At 29.7% G+C, this 19,639-nt stretch carries 17 protein-coding genes and 1 riboswitch; of the genes, 9 read left to right on the top strand and 8 right to left on the bottom strand.

Annotated elements, in window-relative coordinates:
- The first annotated feature begins 146 nt into the window (after positions 1 to 146).
- Both ACJDT4_RS05185 and ACJDT4_RS05190 read left to right on the top strand, forming a co-directional pair.
- Positions 147 to 1,208: a CotS family spore coat protein gene (locus ACJDT4_RS05185; RefSeq protein WP_406786478.1), complete on the top strand. Its 1,062-nt coding sequence runs from the start codon at positions 147 to 149 to the stop codon at positions 1,206 to 1,208.
- Positions 1,209 to 1,249: 41 nt separating this feature from the next.
- Complete coding sequence (locus tag ACJDT4_RS05190) at positions 1,250 to 2,122, top strand: GNAT family N-acetyltransferase (RefSeq protein WP_406786479.1); 873 nt, start codon at positions 1,250 to 1,252, stop codon at positions 2,120 to 2,122.
- A 107-nt stretch (positions 2,123 to 2,229) separates the two neighbouring features.
- Here ACJDT4_RS05190 and ACJDT4_RS05195 read toward each other — a convergent pair whose 3' ends face one another.
- Positions 2,230 to 2,400 carry a hypothetical protein gene (locus tag ACJDT4_RS05195; RefSeq protein WP_406786480.1) on the bottom strand — a complete coding sequence of 57 codons (171 nt, stop codon included), beginning with the start codon at positions 2,398 to 2,400 and terminating at the stop codon, positions 2,230 to 2,232.
- A 166-nt stretch (positions 2,401 to 2,566) separates the two neighbouring features.
- Between ACJDT4_RS05195 and miaB the strand changes: the two genes are divergently transcribed.
- The 6 genes from miaB to ACJDT4_RS05225 all read left to right on the top strand — a co-directional run bounded on the left by miaB (position 2,567) and on the right by ACJDT4_RS05225 (position 11,101).
- Positions 2,567 to 3,886, top strand: coding sequence for a tRNA (N6-isopentenyl adenosine(37)-C2)-methylthiotransferase MiaB (gene miaB, locus ACJDT4_RS05200; RefSeq protein ID WP_406786481.1), 1,320 nt, complete (start codon positions 2,567 to 2,569; stop codon positions 3,884 to 3,886).
- 21 nt (positions 3,887 to 3,907) lie between these two features.
- The gene (gene mutS / locus ACJDT4_RS05205) at positions 3,908 to 6,532 is read left to right on the top strand and encodes a DNA mismatch repair protein MutS (protein ID WP_406786754.1); all 2,625 of its coding nucleotides are present in this window, start codon (positions 3,908 to 3,910) and stop codon (positions 6,530 to 6,532) included.
- 34 nt (positions 6,533 to 6,566) lie between these two features.
- Entirely contained in the window at positions 6,567 to 8,417 is a 1,851-nt protein-coding gene (gene mutL / locus ACJDT4_RS05210; protein ID WP_406786482.1) for a DNA mismatch repair endonuclease MutL, read from the top strand.
- Between the two features lie 45 nt (positions 8,418 to 8,462).
- Positions 8,463 to 9,395 carry a tRNA (adenosine(37)-N6)-dimethylallyltransferase MiaA gene (gene miaA, locus ACJDT4_RS05215; RefSeq protein WP_406786483.1) on the top strand — a complete coding sequence of 311 codons (933 nt, stop codon included), beginning with the start codon at positions 8,463 to 8,465 and terminating at the stop codon, positions 9,393 to 9,395.
- A 63-nt stretch (positions 9,396 to 9,458) separates the two neighbouring features.
- Positions 9,459 to 9,704, top strand: a complete 246-nt coding sequence (gene hfq / locus ACJDT4_RS05220; RefSeq protein WP_406786484.1) for an RNA chaperone Hfq — start codon at positions 9,459 to 9,461, stop codon at positions 9,702 to 9,704.
- Positions 9,705 to 9,814: 110 nt separating this feature from the next.
- On the top strand, positions 9,815 to 11,101 hold the full coding sequence (locus tag ACJDT4_RS05225) for a methionine gamma-lyase family protein (RefSeq protein ID WP_406786485.1): 1,287 nt from the start codon (positions 9,815 to 9,817) through the stop codon (positions 11,099 to 11,101).
- 23 nt (positions 11,102 to 11,124) lie between these two features.
- Here the strand turns inward: ACJDT4_RS05225 and lexA are convergent, their stop codons facing one another.
- A complete protein-coding gene (gene lexA, locus ACJDT4_RS05230) occupies positions 11,125 to 11,736 on the bottom strand; it encodes a transcriptional repressor LexA (protein WP_406786486.1) in 612 nt (203 codons plus the stop codon).
- 209 nt (positions 11,737 to 11,945) lie between these two features.
- Between lexA and ACJDT4_RS05235 the strand changes: the two genes are divergently transcribed.
- The gene (locus ACJDT4_RS05235) at positions 11,946 to 12,368 is read left to right on the top strand and encodes a hypothetical protein (RefSeq protein ID WP_406786487.1); all 423 of its coding nucleotides are present in this window, start codon (positions 11,946 to 11,948) and stop codon (positions 12,366 to 12,368) included.
- Between the two features lie 43 nt (positions 12,369 to 12,411).
- Here ACJDT4_RS05235 and ACJDT4_RS05240 read toward each other — a convergent pair whose 3' ends face one another.
- From ACJDT4_RS05240 to larC, 6 genes are all read right to left on the bottom strand, one after another.
- The gene (locus tag ACJDT4_RS05240) at positions 12,412 to 13,401 is read right to left on the bottom strand and encodes a tyrosine recombinase XerC (RefSeq protein WP_406786488.1); all 990 of its coding nucleotides are present in this window, start codon (positions 13,399 to 13,401) and stop codon (positions 12,412 to 12,414) included.
- A 363-nt stretch (positions 13,402 to 13,764) separates the two neighbouring features.
- Positions 13,765 to 15,315, bottom strand: coding sequence for a 2-isopropylmalate synthase (locus tag ACJDT4_RS05245; protein WP_406786489.1), 1,551 nt, complete (start codon positions 15,313 to 15,315; stop codon positions 13,765 to 13,767).
- Between the two features lie 161 nt (positions 15,316 to 15,476).
- A complete protein-coding gene (metA, locus tag ACJDT4_RS05250) occupies positions 15,477 to 16,394 on the bottom strand; it encodes a homoserine O-acetyltransferase MetA (protein WP_406786490.1) in 918 nt (305 codons plus the stop codon).
- A gap of 97 nt (positions 16,395 to 16,491) precedes the next feature.
- A riboswitch (SAM riboswitch) is annotated at positions 16,492 to 16,602 on the bottom strand.
- A 189-nt stretch (positions 16,603 to 16,791) separates the two neighbouring features.
- The gene (gene larB, locus ACJDT4_RS05255) at positions 16,792 to 17,538 is read right to left on the bottom strand and encodes a nickel pincer cofactor biosynthesis protein LarB (RefSeq protein WP_406786491.1); all 747 of its coding nucleotides are present in this window, start codon (positions 17,536 to 17,538) and stop codon (positions 16,792 to 16,794) included.
- Positions 17,539 to 17,586: 48 nt separating this feature from the next.
- Positions 17,587 to 18,393: an ATP-dependent sacrificial sulfur transferase LarE gene (larE, locus tag ACJDT4_RS05260; RefSeq protein WP_406786492.1), complete on the bottom strand. Its 807-nt coding sequence runs from the start codon at positions 18,391 to 18,393 to the stop codon at positions 17,587 to 17,589.
- A gap of 21 nt (positions 18,394 to 18,414) precedes the next feature.
- The gene (larC, locus tag ACJDT4_RS05265; protein WP_406786493.1) at positions 18,415 to 19,620 is read right to left on the bottom strand and encodes a nickel pincer cofactor biosynthesis protein LarC; all 1,206 of its coding nucleotides are present in this window, start codon (positions 19,618 to 19,620) and stop codon (positions 18,415 to 18,417) included.
- Between the last annotated feature and the right edge of the window lie 19 nt (positions 19,621 to 19,639).

A 19,639-nucleotide genomic window follows, 5' to 3' on the forward strand; every position in this document is an offset into this window, starting at 1 on the left:
CCTTAAGGCATAATGCTGGTAATGTGCCCTTATAGGGCTTAAGGAAAAACCACCAGCTAAGCTGGTGGATATTTATTTTTAAAATGGTTATAACTTCAAGTTAGCTATAATATATTTTAATGTACACTAATTGTGGAGGAAATACTATGGTTGACTATAGAAGTACTGAGTTTGTTGAGATCTTAAAAAGTAAAGAATATAGAATGATAAATAAGGTTATTAGCAAATATGAATTTATCGTTAAGGATATTAAAAAGGTTAGAAGTGCTTATAGAATTGAAACCAATAGTGGAGCGTTTTGTTTAAAAAGAATGAAGCATGGAAGTAAAAAAGCTTATAACGGAAGCTACTTAACGACTGAGCTTAAGAAAAATAACTTTTACAATATAGCAGGTTATATTAAAACTAAAGACAATAAGCTTTTTGTTCGTCATAAAGGATATGTGTTTTATGTTACTGAATGGATAAATGGTGATGAATGTAATATGAACGACATAAAAGAAACTATTAATTGTGCTAAATTGCTTGCTAACTTTCATTCTGCTTGTAAAAATATTGACAAGTCTAAGCTTTATGTAAGAAGTAATACGAAAAATCTAGTGATATTTTTCACTCATTGTGTAAATGATATGAGTAATTACAAAAAACTTATAAGTATAAAAAGATTAAGAAATGAATTTGATGAGGAATATGAAAAGCTTATTGATAAGTACTGCGATATAGGCTCATTATCTCTTAAACTTTTAAATGAATCATCCTATTTAAATTTTTTGAAAAACTATGAAAAAAAACAAACAATATGTCATAATAGTTTCTATTATCAAAACATAATAAAAAAGGACGATAAATATTATATTATAGATTTAGATAGTATAATTGTTGATTTTGAAATAAGTGACCTTGGTAAAATGATTAGAAGACTTATGTTTAAAAAAGAATATAATTGGGATTTTGATAAAGCTAAATTAATTATGGAAGCGTACATGTCAATTAATAAACTTACTATAGAAGAACTTCAAATAATGCTTTCTATTATAATCTTTCCACATAAATTTTGGAAGCTTGGTAAAAAGAGATACGTAAAATGTAAAAATTGGACTGAGAAAAAATATATAAAAAGATTAAATAAAATAATAGATGCTGGTAAATTTCAGGATAATTTTATAGAAAAATATATTGATTACTTAAAGAAATACAATTATAATTGACATAAAAATGCTATTATTTATAATTTTTGTAAGAGGTAGATATGTATAGTTGTGAGATTTTAAATAAATATAATCTTAAATATTTAATATGGTTAAATTCTAAAAGGCATAATTTTAATAAACTTAATATGGATTTCATGGATGAATTTAAAAAAGATAATATGCTAAAAAAACTTTTAATAAAAAAAAATGTACATTTGCTTAAATATGATAATAAATACATAGGCTTCATTTGGGTAAAAAAAGAAAACTCAAAAGAAACTTATAATATAAATTGTATAGAAATGTGCAAAGAGTTTTTCTTTGATACTAATACCTATAATATGCTTTTGGAGTCATTTAAATCGGCTAAAACTTTTATGTATAAATGTGAAAAAAATTTATACAATTATGAAATATTAAAAAAGCTTAATTTTGAAGAAATAGAAGGTAACTATGAACTTGAGATTTCTCTTGAAAAATATTTTGAACTTAAGCATTTTCAAAATATTAAAGTTGAAGCTTTAGTAAAATCTAAGGAAGAAGAAATAAGATGTTATATTCAAAATGAAGTATTTCATAAGGATGGACGTATTCCAATAGCTGTTGATGATATATATTATGATGAAACTCAAAGCTATTATGTGGACGATGGTTCACTCTTCATTAAGTTAAATAATGAGGCTATAGGGTATGGACAATTAATATTCAAAGGTGGTTTGCCATTTGTTGTTAACTTTGGACTGCTATCAAAATACAGGGGAAATGGATACGGAAAATACTTTCTTCAGTATATACTTAATTATATAAAATCAATTGGATATGACAAAGCTTATATTAATGTAGATATAAAGAATTCTATTGCTATTAATCTGTATAAATCAGTAGGATTTGTTGAAAGCAAAGAATGCTGTCTTTGGAAAAAGATTATATAAAAAAGAATGATTAATAAATAAGACTATTAATTGTTCTTTTTTTATTGATGTGATTTAGTTAAAAAGGTGAAGGGAAATATTAAAAGATTCCCCTCACTAAAGGATTTTTACTGTGTATCTTTATTTAGTAAACCATCTATGGGAACATGTAATGATTTATTGTAAAACAACCTTTCACCTGGATACTTTTGAAAATAACACAAATCGCATATAGAATCACTTTTTAAAAGCGAAGCTTCATTAGTTTCTTCATTCTCAAGAAGTTTTGCATCATACATATGAAAACCTCCTTTTTGTTTTTTTTATATTATTAGTATTTTCAGAAGTTTAAAAGTTATTCATAATAAATGTAATTTAATTACTTCAATAATTAAATTACATATGATATAATATTAAATTGACGTTTTATAAAATTTTATATTATGTGTTTTAATAGGAGGAAATATGGAGAGTAAATTTTATATAGAAACATGGGGCTGTCAGATGAATGCTGAAGACTCCGAAAAACTTTCAGGAATGCTTAAAAAACTTAATTATACTAGTACTGAAAATAAAGATGAAGCTGATCTTATTATATTTAATACCTGCTGTGTTAGAGAAAATGCTGAACTTAAGGTCTTTGGAAATTTAGGTGTTTTGAGAAAACTCAAAGCAAAAAACCCCAATTTAATAATAACCGTATGCGGCTGCATGATGCAGGAAAATAAAATGGCAGAAGATATAAAGAAAAGATTTCCTTTTGTAGATATAATAATGGGAACTCACAATATTCAAATGTTTCCTTCATATTTAAAAGAGGTTAAGGAAAGTAGAAAGTCAATACTTGAAATATGGGATAAGGAAGAAGATATAATAGAAGGCCTTCCAATTGATAGAGAAAGTAAAATTAAAGCCTTTGTAACCATTATGTATGGCTGCAATAATTTTTGTACATATTGCATAGTTCCATATGTAAGAGGGCGAGAAAGAAGCAGAAAACCTTCTGATATAGAAGCTGAAATTAAAAAACTAGTTGGAGAAGGTTACAAGGAAGTAACTTTACTTGGCCAAAATGTAAATTCCTATGGAAAAGGTCTTGAAGAAGAGATCAATTTTGCGGGACTTCTAAGAAGAATAAACAAAATTGAAGGACTTCATAGAATAAGGTTTATGACGTCGCATCCAAAGGATTTAACTGATGATGTTATAAAGGCCGTAGCAGAATGTGATAAGGTGTGCGAGCACATACATTTACCTGTTCAATCCGGTTCTTCAGAGATAATGAAAAAAATGAACAGGCATTATGATAGGGATTACTATATGTCTCTAATTAAAAAGATAAAAGAGCAAGTTAAAGATGTAGCTATAACTACAGATATAATAGTTGGTTTCCCTGGAGAAACTGAAAAAGATTTTGAAGATACTTTAAGCTTAGTTGAAGAAGTAAGGTACGATTCAGCCTTTACTTTCCTTTATTCAATAAGAGAAGGTACTCCCGCTGCAAAGCTTCCTAGCCAAATTCCAGAGGATGTAAAGCATGAAAGATTTAATAGGCTAGTAGAAGCAGTAAATAGAATATGTGCAGAAAAGAATAAAGAATATGAAGGCAAAGTCGTAGAAATCTTAGTAGAAGGAAAAAGCAAAAATAATGATGGTAAGTTAATGGGAAGAACAAGAACTGGAAAGCTTGTTAACTTTATAGGTTCAGAAGATGCTATAGGTAAACTTATAAATGTAAAAATAACAAAGGCACAATCTTTTTCTTTGGTAGGAGAAGAAATTTAGTTATTGAGGGATGATATACTTATGGGAATGACTCCTATGATGCAGCAATTTTTAAGTGTAAAAGAAAATTATAAAGATTGCATTCTTTTTTTTAGAATAGGTGATTTTTATGAAATGTTTTTTGAAGATGCTGAAACTGCTTCAAGAGAACTAGAACTTGTTTTGACGGGAAAAGACTGCGGACTTAGTAAAAGAGCTCCTATGTGTGGTGTGCCTCATCATGCATATGCAATCTATGCAAGTAAATTAATATCAAAAGGCTATAAGGTTGCAATAGCAGAGCAGCTTGAAGATCCAGCACTAACAAAGGGTCTTGTAAAAAGGGATGTAATAAAGGTTCTTACGCCTGGAACCTATACAGACTCATCTTTTCTTGAGGACACTAAAAACAATTACATTATGTCAATTTATATAGGAAATGATAAAGCAGCAATGTGCTTTGCAGATATATCTACTGGAGAATTCAAATGTACTGAAACAGACTATGATCCTGATTTAATATATAATGAAATATCAAAGTTTTCTCCAAAAGAAATATTAATTCAAAATACTGCTGATTTGAAGTTGATAAAAAATATGAAGGAAAGATTCTCAGTATCCTATACTGAACTTGAAGATAAGTATTTTGATGAATTTGCAGAAAGTAATTTAAAGACACAATTTTCTAATTACGCTGAAATAAACATGAATTCTCTACTTAAAAGCTGTGCTAATGGACTTTTGCGCTATATAATGGATACACAAAAAATAATGCTTACTCACTTAGATGAGCTAGAGTATTACAATGTAATTGATTTTTTAAGTATAGATTTAAATTCAAGAAGAAATTTGGAGCTTACTGAAACTTTAAGAGACAAAAGTAAAAAAGGTTCTCTCTTGTGGGTACTTGATAAAACTAGTACTGCCATGGGTGCAAGACAGCTTAGAAAGTGGGTTGAACAACCTTTAATAGAAGAAAATAAAATAAAAAATAGACTTGATGCTGTAGAAGAATTAGTAAACAGTGTAAATGCTCATGAGGATTTAAAGGAAGCTTTAAAGCAAATATATGATATAGAAAGACTTGCTGGTAAAATATCCTCTAAGAGTGTAAATGCAAAAGAACTTTTATCACTTAAAAGCTCTATACAAAATCTTCCTACAATAAAACAGCTGATGGCACAATTTAAATCTAATTTTTTGATGAACATGGAAAAAAATCTTGATGATTTGAAGGATATATATCTTTTACTGGACTCAGCTATATTATCAAATCCTTCTTTATCAGTAAAAGAGGGTAATATAATAAAAGATGGATATGACCCTAAGGTTGATGAATTAAGGCTTGCAAAAGCTCATGGTAAAGAATGGATAGCTTCTCTTGAAACAAAAGAAAAAGATGAAACTGGAATAAAATCTTTGAAGGTTGGATATAATAAAGTTTTTGGATACTATATAGAAGTTACTAGATCAAATTTAAATCTTGTTCCAGAGGGAAGATATATAAGAAAGCAAACTCTTGCAAATTGTGAAAGGTATATAACTCCTGAACTTAAGGAAATGGAAGAAAAAATATTGGGAGCAGAAGAAAAGCTCATAGCTTTAGAATACGATATTTTTGTAAAAGTAAGGGATGAAATAGAAAAGCAAATTGACAGAATAAAGCTGGCTGCAAAAATATTATCTAAGATTGATTGCATAAGCTCCTTTGCACAGGTAGCACGTGAAAATAATTACTGCAAGCCTGTGATCAAAAATCACGGTGAAATCAAAATAAAAGAAGGAAGGCATCCTGTTGTAGAAAAAGTAATACCTCATGGTACTTTTGTTTCTAATGATACAGAAATGGATACAAAAGAAAATATGCTTATGCTTATTACAGGCCCTAATATGGCAGGTAAATCTACATACATGAGACAGGTAGCCCTTATAGCTTTAATGGCTCAAATGGGCAGCTTTGTTCCTGCAAGTGAGGCTGAAATATCAATATGTGATAAAATTTTTACAAGAATAGGAGCTTCTGATGATCTTGCAGCTGGAAAAAGTACTTTTATGGTAGAAATGTGGGAAGTGTCTAATATTCTGAAAAATGCTACTAATAATAGTCTCATACTTTTAGATGAAGTCGGTAGGGGAACAAGTACTTATGATGGGCTAAGTATAGCTTGGTCTGTAATAGAATATATATGCACTAATAAAAAAATGAAATGTAAAACTCTTTTTGCTACACACTATCATGAACTTACAAAACTTGAAGGAATAGTAGATGGACTTAAAAATTATTCTATAGCTGTAAAAAAGGTTGATGATGACATTATTTTTTTAAGGAAGATAATAAAAGGTGGAGCAGATGAATCTTATGGAATAGAGGTTGCAAAGATAGCTGGAATTCCTGATGATGTTATTATTAGAGCAAGAGAAATATTAAAAGAACTTGAGAGTAATAATAAAAGTGAAATAGCAGCTGATAAAATCGTAAATAGTGTTGAACCTCAAAAACCTAAAATTGCTAAGAAAGAACAAAGTAAACTTCAAATTGACTTTAATGACATAGAAAGAGATAATTTAATTAAAGAATTGAAAAATACTGAAATTCTTGAAATGAACCCTATTGAATGCATGAATAAGCTGTATGCTTTTATAAAGCAGGCCAAAGACATGGATTAAGGATTTTAAATGTACAGTAAAGAAGGGAAACACTTTGAGAAGAATAAATTTATTAAGCGAAGAAACTTCAAATAAGATTGCTGCAGGAGAAGTTATAGAAAGACCTGCATCAGTTGTAAAAGAACTAATCGAAAACAGCATTGATGCTGAAGCAAAAACCATAAATATAGAGATAGAAAATGGTGGAGAAACCCTTATAAGAATAGTTGACGACGGTCATGGAATTTACAGTGATGACGTTGAAAAAGCGTTTAGGCCTCATGCTACAAGCAAAATTTCTAAAATAGAAGATATATACTCTATAAATACACTTGGCTTTAGAGGAGAAGCTCTTCCAAGTATTGCAGCTGTATCAAATACAATTTTAAGATCCAAAACTAGTGAAAGCGATTTTGGAAGAGAGATATCAATAAGTGGGGGCAGTATAAATTATGTAAAAGATTGCGGCTGCAGTATAGGAACTACCATTGAAGTTAAAAACTTATTTTATAATGTTCCTGCAAGAGCAAAATTTTTAAAATCACCTCAAAAAGAGATGGCCGCTATTTCTGATATAGTTAATAGATTGGCTTTATCTCACAGCAGTGTATCCTTTAAGCTTATAAATAGTGGTAAAAAATCTATAACTACATATTCTACAGATAAACTTATCGATACAATAAGAGAGATATATGGTAAAAAAATAGTTGATAATGTAGTTTATTTTGAAAGGCATTCAGATTTGGTTTCTGTTCACGGTTATGTTGGAAATGCAGAAATAAGTAGAGGAAGCAGAAACAACCAAAGTATATTTATAAACAATAGATATATAAAAAATAGGCTTATAACCACAGCTGTTGAAAATGCAGTAAAATCCTTTACTATGATTAATAAGTTCCCTTTTTTTATAATTTTCTTAGATATTTTTCCTGAATTTGTAGATGTAAATGTTCATCCTACAAAATCTGAAATAAAGTTTAGAAACGAAAGGGAAATATTTAAAATTATATTTGACACAGTTCATGAAGCTTTAAGAGAAAATATCAAGGATAGTTTTCAAATTGATGCTGTAGTTAAAGAGGAAAATGCCATAAATAAACTAAAAAATGAAGTGAAAGATGAAAGTATAGATGTTGTTCAGCTTCCAATTGATTTAAAAAGTTCTTCTATAAATGAAAATAATGTGATAAAACCTAATGAGGCTAATAATGAAAAGATAGAAGTTCCTTATTATAAAACAGAAAATGAAAGGTTGCCTTCTCATGATTTTATCAAAGAAAAAATTGATAATAATATAGAAAGCATTTCCTCAGAGAAAACTCCTAAATTTGAAAAATTAAGAGTAATAGGTCAGTTTGATAACACATATATTTTAGCTGAGGGAATCAAAGTATTTTATGTTATAGATCAACATGCTGCTCATGAAAAAGTGCTCTTTGAAAAATATAGAAATGAAATAAAAAACAGAAATGTGGTATCTCAAATATTGATAACTCCTGCAGTTATTGAATTAATTCCGTCAGACTATGTTTATTATGTTGAAAACAAAAATATATTTGAAAATGCTGGATTTAAGAGCGAAATTTTTGGAGATAACACAATAATAATAAAAGAGGTTCCTATGTTTTTAGGAAAGCCTTATATTAAAGACATGTTTTTAAGCATACTTGATAACCTTAAAAATATGGGAAGTGGAGAAACAATTGAAGTAAAATACATGAAAATAGCAACTTTGGCATGTAAAGCTGCTGTAAAGGCATATAATAAATTAAGCACAGTCGAAATGGAAAAACTCATAGATGATTTAAGATATCTAGATGACCCATTTAATTGCCCCCATGGAAGACCTACTATAATAAAATACACAGTAAATGATTTTGAAAAAAGGTTTAAGAGAATTCAATAGGGTGAAGTTTCACTATATAGATAAAAAGAAGGATGAGTTTGCAATATGAAAAAACTTCTTATAATAGCTGGACCTACAGCTGTTGGAAAAACAGATATATCAATAAAACTTGCTAAAGAGCTAAATGGAGAAATAATTTCAGCAGATTCTATGCAAATTTATAAGCACATGGACATAGGCTCTGCGAAGATATCTTTGGATGAGATGGAAGGGATAAAACATCATCTTATAGATATAATAGATCCCTCAGAGGAATTTAGTGCTGCTGAATTTAAAAGTAGAGCAGAAAATGCAATAGATGATATAATAGCAAGAGGAAAATATCCAATAATCGCTGGAGGAACAGGTCTTTATATTAATTCTATTATATGCAATTATGAATTTACAGGAGCATATAAAGATGAAGAGTATAGAGAGTATTTAAATAAGCTTGCTCTAGAAAAAGGTAAAAATTATGTTCATGAACTTCTCAAAGATATAGATAAGGAATCTTATGAAAAACTATATCCAAATGATTTAAAAAGAGTTATAAGAGCCTTAGAGGTATATAGAGTAACTAAAAAAACTATAAGTTCAATAAATAAAGGGGTTAATTTATATGACATTCCCTACGATATAAGTTATTATGTACTTAATATGAATAGAGAGAAGCTTTATGAGCGCATAGATAAAAGAGTTAATAAAATGCTTCATGATGGTCTTGTAACTGAAGTTGTAAAACTTAAGAATATGGGATATAATTCAGATATGCAGTCAATGAAGGGTATCGGATACAAAGAAATTTTATACTACCTTGATGGTGAATTAAGCTTTGAAGAGGCTGTTGAGCTTATTAAGAAAGGAAGTAGACATTATGCCAAAAGGCAGCTTACCTGGTTTAGAAAAGATAAACGTGCAAAATGGATAAACAAAGACATATATAAAGATGACAATGAGATAGTTGCTAAAATTAAAGAGGATTTATTAAACAATAACTAAAAAGAAGGATTTTATAAAATTTTATAGAATTATATATTTAAAACAAAGCGGAGGGTGAGTAACATGAATAATAAGCCAACAAATAATCTACAGGATATATTTTTAAATAATGCAAGAAAAAATAAAATACCTGTTACAATTCATTTAACTAATGGATTTCAATTAAGAGGAAATGTAAAAGGATTTGATAGTTTTACAATAATATTAGATAACGATAATAAGCAGATGATGGTATACAAACATGCAGTTTCAACTATAACACCATTAAAACCTATACTCTTTAATCAAATCCCACAAGACGAAGAGTAATTTAAAGTGCATTTTTATGCAGTTAAAATAAAAAAATAGGCAGTGGTTTGCCTATTTTTTTTATTGTGATACCATATTTAAGGATGAATTTTCAGGAGGTTTATTTTATTATGCTAAATTTGACAAAAGAAATGTTAATGAATACATACGACATAAGTGAGGAAGTTTTTGACTTATATGAAAAAGCACTTACAGATGTCAAAGATGAATTTGCTTACTATGATGAAATAAGAGAATTTAATCAGCTTAAAGTTTTAAAGGCTCTTCAAGACGAAAAAATAAGTGAATCACATTTTACTAATTCCTCTGGCTACGGTTATGGGGATATAGGAAGGGATTCTCTTGATAAGGTATATGCAAATATATTCAATGCAGAAAGTGCTCTTGTAAGACCTCATTTTGTAAATGGCACTCATGCTATAGGTGCTGCTCTTTTTGGAAACTTAAGAACAGGAGATACTCTTCTTTCTGTATGTGGAATGCCTTATGATACACTTCATGACATAATAGGAATAGGAGATGAAGAAAGGGTAGGATCACTTAAGGAATACGGTGTAAAATATAAAATGATTGATTTAAAGGACGGAAAAGTTGACATAGCTAGGATAAAAAGTGAATTAGAAAATGATCATAGCATAAAGCTAGTTCATATTCAGCGTTCTACAGGTTACGGATGGAGAAAATCCTTAAGTGTAGATGAAATAGAAGAAATTATCAAAAATATAAAATCAGTTAAACCAGAGGTCTTGGTTTTTGTTGACAACTGCTATGGTGAATTTATTGATAAAAAGGAGCCAACTGATGTTGGAGCAGATATAGTTGCAGGTTCACTTATAAAAAATATAGGTGGCGGAATTGCACCAACTGGTGGATACATTGCTGGAAAAGCTGAGTGTGTACAGCAGGCTTCCTACAGACTTACTGTGCCAGGAATAGGAGGAGAGTGTGGCTCTACTTTTGGCGTTATGAGACAGCTTTATGAAGGATTATTTCTTGCTCCCCATGTTGCAATAGAAGCTGTTAAAGGAGCCGTTTTTTGCGCTAGAATAATGGAACTTTGTGGTTTTGAAGTTCTTCCTAAATATAATGATAAGAGAAGTGATATTATTCAGGCAATTAAATTTAACGATAAAACAAAACTAATTAATTTTATAAAAGGAATACAGCACGGATCACCTATAGACTCTTTTGTTGAATGTGAACCATGGGATATGCCTGGGTATGAAGATCAGGTTATAATGGCAGCAGGTGCTTTTATTCAAGGTTCTTCTATAGAACTTTCGGCAGATGCACCTATAAGAGAACCTTACATAGGATATCTTCAGGGAGGACTTACCTTTGATCATGCAAAGATAGGAATTCTTATAGGTTTATCAAAGCTTCTTAAAAACAATTAAAAAAGAGAGTTATACTCTCTTTTTTAATATTTTCTATATATTCCTGTTAATTTACCTACTATTTTGCAATCATTAACAATGATAGGCTCCATAGTATGATTTTCAGGTTGAAGTCGTATTCTACCATCTTCTTTATAAAACCTTTTTATGGTAGCTTCATTTTCTATTAAGGCTACAACAATTTCTCCATTTTCAGCAGAATTTACTTTTTCGATGATAGCTAAATCTCCATCATAAATACCGGCTTCTATCATACTTTCACCGCTGATTTTTAAAATAAATAAGTCGTTGTTTCCTCTAACAAAATTTAGTGGAATAGTAAAGTAATCCTCTATATTTTCAACTGCCAAAATAGGCTGACCAGCTTGAACCTTTCCTATTATAGGAATATCCACCATTTCTTTTTTTGCAATAGGATCTTTAATTATTTCTATAGCTCTTGGCTTTGTAGGATCTCTTTTTATAAGACCTTTTTTTTCAAGTTTTGATAAATGACTATGTACTGTCGAAGTTGAACTAAGACCCACCTTGGCACATATTTCTCTTACAGATGGAGGGTAACCTTTATCTAATACTTCTTGTCTTATAAATTCATAAATTTCGCTCTGTACGTCCTTATCTTTATGTACTGCCATTATTACACCTCTCAAATCTTATTTATATAAAAAATTATAACACAAGTATTATTTCTATGCAAACTAATGTTCGTAATTAAAAATATGCTACGCCTATATTGATTTATTTTTTTTACTTTGATATAATATAGTTTCATGGAAAATATCTTATAAGAGTGTTTTACTATAAATTCTTGAAAATTATAAATTGTAAAGAGGGTAGGTGCTTTATGAAAAAGAATTGTGTCCTTGATTTAAATAAAATATGCAATAACTGTGGTGAATGTGATAAATGTGATTTAGATCCAAATAAAATATGTAATAACTGTGGAAAGTGCTTGAATATCGATGGGTTTGATACACGCTCAATAAGAATAGATGATGTAATAGAGGATGAAACGGAAATCAAAAAAATTCAAGAAGAGCTTGAAGAGGAAAAAACAAATAGTGCAGATTATGATGAGATTAATCAAACAGAACTTTTGAATGATTATGACGATGACTATGTTGATACAGATAAAAAGGAAGAAATCGATTTTGAATTAATTGATGATATAGATGGGTTAAACGAAATATTAGAAGATGAAGAAAAAAGAAAGAAATATATCGAAGAAACTTATCCTGGAATGTTTTCTATTAAAAAAGCGAAATAAATAAAAATACTTACAAGCAGTAAAAACTTGTAAGTATTTTTATTTATTCTAAGGAATTTAATGGATTAGATTTCACTGCTTCTCTTAATTTTTCGTCGTCAACATGAGTATAAATTTGAGTGGTAGAAACACTCTCGTGACCTAGTATTTGTTGAAGACTTCTAATGTCTACATTACCGTACTTATACATAAGCGTTGCAGCAGTATGCCTAAGCTTGTGGGGAGTGAATTTTTCATAGCTGAGGCCTGCTTTAGCAACGTATTTTTTAACCATAAGTTCTATTGTTCTTTTATTTATTCTAGTTAATTTTCTACTTATGAAAAGTGCATCTTTATCTTCTTTATGTATTTTATCAAAAATTTTATTTCTCTCAATTAAGTATGAATTTATAGCTCTTATACAGGAATCATTTAAATAAACAGTTCTTTCTTTGTTTCCTTTACCTACAATAGTAAGGGTGTCACCTTTTATTTTTGATATATCTATACTTACAAGTTCTGATAAACGCATACCGCAGTTTAAAAATAATGTTATTATGCAGTAATCTCTTTCACAAAAGGGGCCGTCTATTACACTTAGAAGCTTTTTACTTTCATCTAACGTTAGATAAACCGGATTCCTCTTGCTGATTTTCGGAGATTCCAATTCTAGGGTAGGGTTTTCTTTTATTATTTTAGCTTTTCCGGTAAGATATTTAAAGAAAGACCTTAAGGTTGCAACTTTTCTGGCTCTTCCATAGGCACTGTTATGTCTATAGTTTTCAACAAAGGACAAAAAAGCATATATATCGCTTAAAGATATAGTCTCTATAAATCTATTATCTATATCATTTATTTTTATATTATTAAAATCTTCATTATTGCTTACAAGTCCTTTATATAATTTTAAAAACCTAAAAAATAAAATTAAATCAATTTTATAATTATATATAGTATTTTTAGATTTGCCGCGAATAGTTCCTAAATAATTTAAAAAGTTATTAACTTCAAAGGGAATATCAGAATCAAAAGCTTGTTTAATATCATATTTCATATAAAAACCTCCTAAAAATTACGCTTATTTCGTCAAATTCACATTTTACGAATAAAATATTCGACGTAAGGGGGGCGAATTCCTTCTTTTGTATAGTATATAGTAATTAATTTGTGATAATTTTTTTAAGTATAGTTTTTTATAAGCCATAGAAATACACTCACTTTAAAAAGTATATTTCTGATTTTTAACAGAATGCAGTTTTACTATACTATAGTAAAACTTATTTTTGTGTCCCCTCCATTCCATTGATAATCAAATGATAAAAATTATCAATAAAACATAAGAGGATATTTGATGCTTTTCAAACAATTAAAATAAAAATCGAAGAGAAATTAAATTTCTTCGACTTTCTGCTTACTTTTATACAGTTTTACTGGTTTCTTTATCAATTATAACACTGTTTATTGCATTTACAAAAGCATAAGCACTAGCTCTTACAACGTCAGTATCAACTGCTTTTGCAGTGTAATCTTTATTTTTATAGATCACTTGAATATCAACTTTTCCTAAAGCCTCTTTGCCTTTTGAAACACTTTTTATTTTGTATTCTCCAAGTTCTATATTTAATTTTATAACATCTCTTATAGCGGTATAAACAGCATCCACAGGTCCGTTGCCTACGCCTTCGCCTTGAAAAACACTATCTTTTCTTTTTATTTTAACAGTAGCTCTTGAAAATAAAATATTGCTCACAACTTCTATGTCTATCAATTCATAAAGCTTGTTTTTAACTTGCAAAAATTCTTCATCTTGTTTACTGCTTTCTTCAAGATTTTTTTCTATAAGATATAAAAGATCATAAGAGTATACTTCTTTTTTCTTGTTAGCAAGTTCAAGAAACTCTTTAAATAAATTTTTGAATTCTTTATTAGTGAACCTATCAAATCCAATTTTAGCCAATCCTTTTTTTAGAGCACTTTCTCCAGAACGTGAAGTTAAGATAAGCTCTGAATTTTCTATTCCGACGTCTTCGGGATGTATTATTTCATAAGTATTCTCAGAATTTGTAATTTCCTTCATTCTTAAATTTGAATAATGCGAGAAAACATTACTGCCGGTTATAGGTTTATTAATTTGTATATCTATCCCCATAAGATAACTAACAAGCTTTGATGTATTATTTATTTCCCTTGTAACGAGTCCTGTATAAGCATTGTAGTATTTTTTGTGAAGCTTAAGTGCCATTGCAACTTCTTCCAAAGCAGTATTTCCGGCTCTCTCTCCAAATCCGTTTATAGTACATTCTATTTTATCTGCACCATTTTTTATTGCAATTAGTGAGTTTGCTGTGGCAAGACCTAAATCATTATGACAGTGAACGCTTAAAATTATATCTTTATCTAAATTTTTAAGCCTATAATTTATCTTATTTATTATTTCACCATATTCATCAGGCACCATAACACTTACCGTATCAGGAATATTTATTATATTAGCTCCAGCTTCAACAACAAGTTTGATTTTTTCCCAAAGAATATCAAAATCTTGTCTTGAAGCATCTGTAAAGGAATATTGAACTTTAGGCAATATTGATTTCGCATATTTTATAGCATCTATATTCTGCATGAATATCTGCTCTTTGTTCTTTCCATTATACAAGTCAGATGATCCTAAAACAATATGAATTATTGGGTCATAAGAATTTTTTACGCAACTATAGACCTCATCAATATCATGTCTTATAGCCCTTGATGGTATAGAAATTGTAGTTTTATCACCGATCTTTTGAGCTATGATCTTGGTAGCTTCTAAATCATTATGAGATAGAGAGGGAAAACTTGTTTCTATTACATCAACATTCATTTTTTGAAGCTGATACGCAATCTTTAGTTGCTCATTAATATTAAGCTTAGTGCCTGGAACCTTTTCACCATCTCTTAAAGTTGTATCCATAATCAATATTTTTTTCATAATACTTTTACCTCCATCATATATTAACTATAGCCGTATATTTGTCTATAAAACAAAACCTCATCTCAAATCAGAGACGAGGTTATAATATCCCGCTGCCAGTGTAAAAACAAATAATTGTATATACTTATGATAATATTTATACTTATGCCTGTCAATAGCTATTTTATTTTTTTAATCTCATATGGAGTTTCCTGATATACATAATAATTAAGCCAATTTGAAAAAAGCAAATTAGCATGCCCTCTCCAAGTAACAACTGCTCCCTTTGATGGATCATCATCTCTAAAATAATTTTTAGGAGGTTTAATATCCATACCTAATTTTAAATCTCTAACATACTCGTCATTTAAAGTATCCTTATCGTATTCAGAATGTCCCATTACAAATATTTGTTTTCCATTCTTGTTTGATACTATATATATGCCTGCTTCATCTGACTCCGCAAGAATTTGAAGATTGGGATTTTTTTCTACATCTTCTTTTTTAACAGTTGTATGCCTTGAATGAGGTGCATAGAAGCTTTCATCAAAGCCTCTTGTAAGCTTAACATGTTCTTTTGTTACAGTATGTTCAAACACCCCAAATAATTTTTCTTCAAGTTCATATTTTTTTATTCCATAATGGTAGTATAAGCCAGCTTGAGCTCCCCAACATATATGAATCGTAGATGTTACATTTGTATTAGTCCATTCAAATATCTGGCAGAGTTCCTTCCAGTAATCGACATCTTCGAATGCCATTGTTTCTACCGGTGCACCAGTTATTATCATTCCATCAAATTTCTCATCTTTAACCTCATTAAAGTTTTTATAAAATGTTAGAAGATGTTCTTGAGATGTATTTTGTGAAGCATGCGTTTCTGTATGAATAAATGTTGGATTCACTTGAAGTGGTGAATTACCAATCAATCTTAAAATTTGGGTCTCAGTAACTATCTTTTTAGGCATTAAATTTAAAATCAAAATATCAAGCGGCCTTATGTCTTGATGATAAGCTCTATTTTCGTGCATAAAAAATATGTTCTCGTTATCTAAAGTTTGCGCTGCTGGAAGATTATCCGGTATTTTTATTGGCATATATATCACCGTCCTACACATAAAATTTAAAGTATAAAAAAATCCGTTTCGCACAAGAAAAACGGATTGTAAGTAATCAAAATACTCAAAACTGTTTTTCTTATCTCTCAAAACAATAAGCTTTGCAGGAATTAACACCGTACATTGAAATGATAATGCCGGTTGTTAGGCTTCACAGGGCCAGTCCCTCCACCGTTCTAGATAAGAATTAATTATATTACTTTTATATTATAATTGTTTGTAAAATAAAATGCAATATTTTTAGTTAGTTTACATAAGATTGCATTTACATAATAATTATTATGTAAATGCAATGCTTTTTATAAAAGACAAAGCATATAAAATTATATGCCTCATCAAAACTCCACTTTTATTGAAGCTGCTATCTTAATATATTTTATAATTTATTAATTATACTTGCATTATATGCTGCACCAAATCCGTTATCAATATTTACTACACTAACACCACTAGCACAGCTATTTAGCATTGATAATAGAGCTGATATCCCTCCAAAATTAGCTCCATAGCCAACGCTTGTTGGGACTGCTATAACTGGCTTATTAACAAGGCCGCCTATAACACTAGCCAGTGCCCCTTCCATTCCTGCAACTACTATAACAACCTTAGCTCCTCTAATAATATCTAGTTTGGCAAAAAGTCTGTGTATACCTGCAACTCCTACATCAATTACTTTAACAACTTTATTTCCTAGTATTTTTGCAGTTTCATATGCTTCTTCTACAACTGGCAAATCAGAAGTGCCTGCTGCAACAATGGCTATATAGCTATCTGTAATCTGCTGTTCTTTTTTTCTTACAGTTATTGTTTTCCCAAGCTCATTATATTCTGCTTCCAAGCATATTTCTTTTACTGCGTTAAACATTTCTTCAGTAGCTCTAGTACCTAATATATTATTGTTTTTTGTAAGCATAAATTTAACAATATCTCTAACTTGAGCGACTGTCTTTCCAGCACAATATATTACCTCTGGATAACCAACTCTAATTTCTCTGTGATTATCTATTTTTGCAAACCCCAAATCTTTAAAAGGCAAGTCTTCTAATTTTTTTAGAGCCTCTTCTACATTTATTTTATTTTCTTTAACTTCGTTTAATAAAATTTTAATTTCATCTTTATCCAATATGTTCACCACCCTATTCAAAATACAGTGTAATCTGTTATCTGTACTCTATTTCTTTAAAATTGTTTCATTAAAGCTTCCTACTCTATATCCTTGAAAATCTAATGCTGCATATTTAAAACCACATTTTTTTATATTCTCAGCAATAGTATCTAAAAGTTTTTCATCAAACAACTTACTTCTATCTTCTTTACTTACTTCAACTCTTGCTAAGTCTCCATGACATCTTACTCTAATAGCTCTAAAACCTATACTCATCATATATCTTTCTGCTTTTTCAATTTTCCTAAAATCCTCTACTTTTAACTCATTTCCATATGGTATTCTTGTCAAGAGGCAAGCATATGGCGGCTTGTCCCAAGTTTTAAGTCCCAATTCTTTAGAAAATGCTCTTATTTCTGCCTTAGTTAGTTTGCATTCCAAAAGTGGGCTTTTTATTTTTAATTCCTTTAGAGCTTTAAGACCTGGTCTATAGTCTTTTGTATCATCAAAGTTAGTTCCATCAATTACATACTCATAACCCTGCTTTTTAGCTATTTCTAATATCATGCTAAAAACTGCAGTTTTGCAAAGATAACATCTATTTTCCGGATTAAATTTAATTGAATCAATGATAGGAGCATCTATGATTTCATGATCAACTCCTAATTCTTTAACTAGTTCCTTTGCCTCTGCTATTTCCCATCTTGGAATATATGGTGACATAATTGTCACTGCCTTTAGGTTATTGCCAAGCGCTTCTTTAGCTGCTCTAAGTAAGAAGGTACTATCTACTCCTCCAGAAAATGCCAAAACTACTCTTCCTAAGCCTTTAAGATATTTGATTAATTCATCATATTTTTCATTGTTTATCATTTATTTTCCCACCTTTTAATTTTAATTTAAATCTTGTTTATATACAGCTTTATATATTTTATCTAAGGGTAATTTTTTCTCTTTTGCTATAGTTTTGCATTCTTCGTACTCTGGTTTGTATTTTACTAACTTTCCTTTATAATAAGCTTTCTTTACTGTAATGTCTCCATATTCTGTATTTACTTTTGAAAATTCTCTATCCAGCATTATCTTTTCAACCTTATATTTTCTAATACCTAAGGAAGTTGTTTCTTCAAAAATAATATCCAAAATACCATTTTCTTTTTTTAACTCGGTTAATACACTTAATTTTATACCTGGTCTTCCTTTTTTCATATATATAGGTGTTTTAAACACATCCAAGGCTCCAGCTTCAAAAAGTTTATCTTCCACATATCCGTAAAGTTCTGGATTCATATCGTCTATATTAGTTTCAAATATATACTGTTCATCCTTTTTTTCACTGGCTTCCTTTTCACCTAAGTATACTCTTAATACGTTCGGTATTTCTAAGTCTCTATGTCCTATTCCATACCCTATCTTCTTAACTTCAAAATCAATATTTTTAGTAAATTCCTCAGCATTTGCAGCAAGTATTGCAGCACCCGTAGGCGTAGTTGTCTCAAATTGTACAATTCCAGTATTCATAGGAATATTTTTTAAAATCTCTGCTGTTGCAGGAGCTGGCACTGGCATAATACCATGGGCACACTTAACAAAACCGCCTCCAACCTGAACTGGCGATGCTATAATTTTATCAACTTTTAGGTAATCTATACAAATAGCTGCTCCTACTATATCTACAATAGAATCAATAGCACCCACCTCATGAAAATGCACTTCATCTATCATTTTTCCATGAACCTTTGCTTCCGCCTCTGCAACCTTCATAAATATATCTAGACTGAGTTTTTTTACTTCATCACTTAAATTGCTTGAATTTATTATATCCTCTACATCCTTTAAGTTTCTATGATGATGCTCATGACTATGTATATGTTCTTCATGACTATGTCCATGCATGTTATTTTTTAATGTAACATCCACTCTAGTTCCTGTTATTCCAAGTTTCATAGACCTTTCAATTCTTATTTCATATTCGGAATTTAAGTTAAGCTTTGAAAGTTCCTCAGTTAAATATTTTTTAGGAACTCCTAAATCTATCAATGCCGCTAAGTTCATGTCCCCACTTATTCCACAAAAACAATCGTAGTATAAAATTTTCATCCTTACCTCTCCTCTTTAT

The sequence above is a fragment of the Clostridium neuense genome (assembly GCF_045310695.1).
Taxonomy (GTDB): domain Bacteria; phylum Bacillota; class Clostridia; order Clostridiales; family Clostridiaceae; genus Clostridium_S; species Clostridium_S neuense.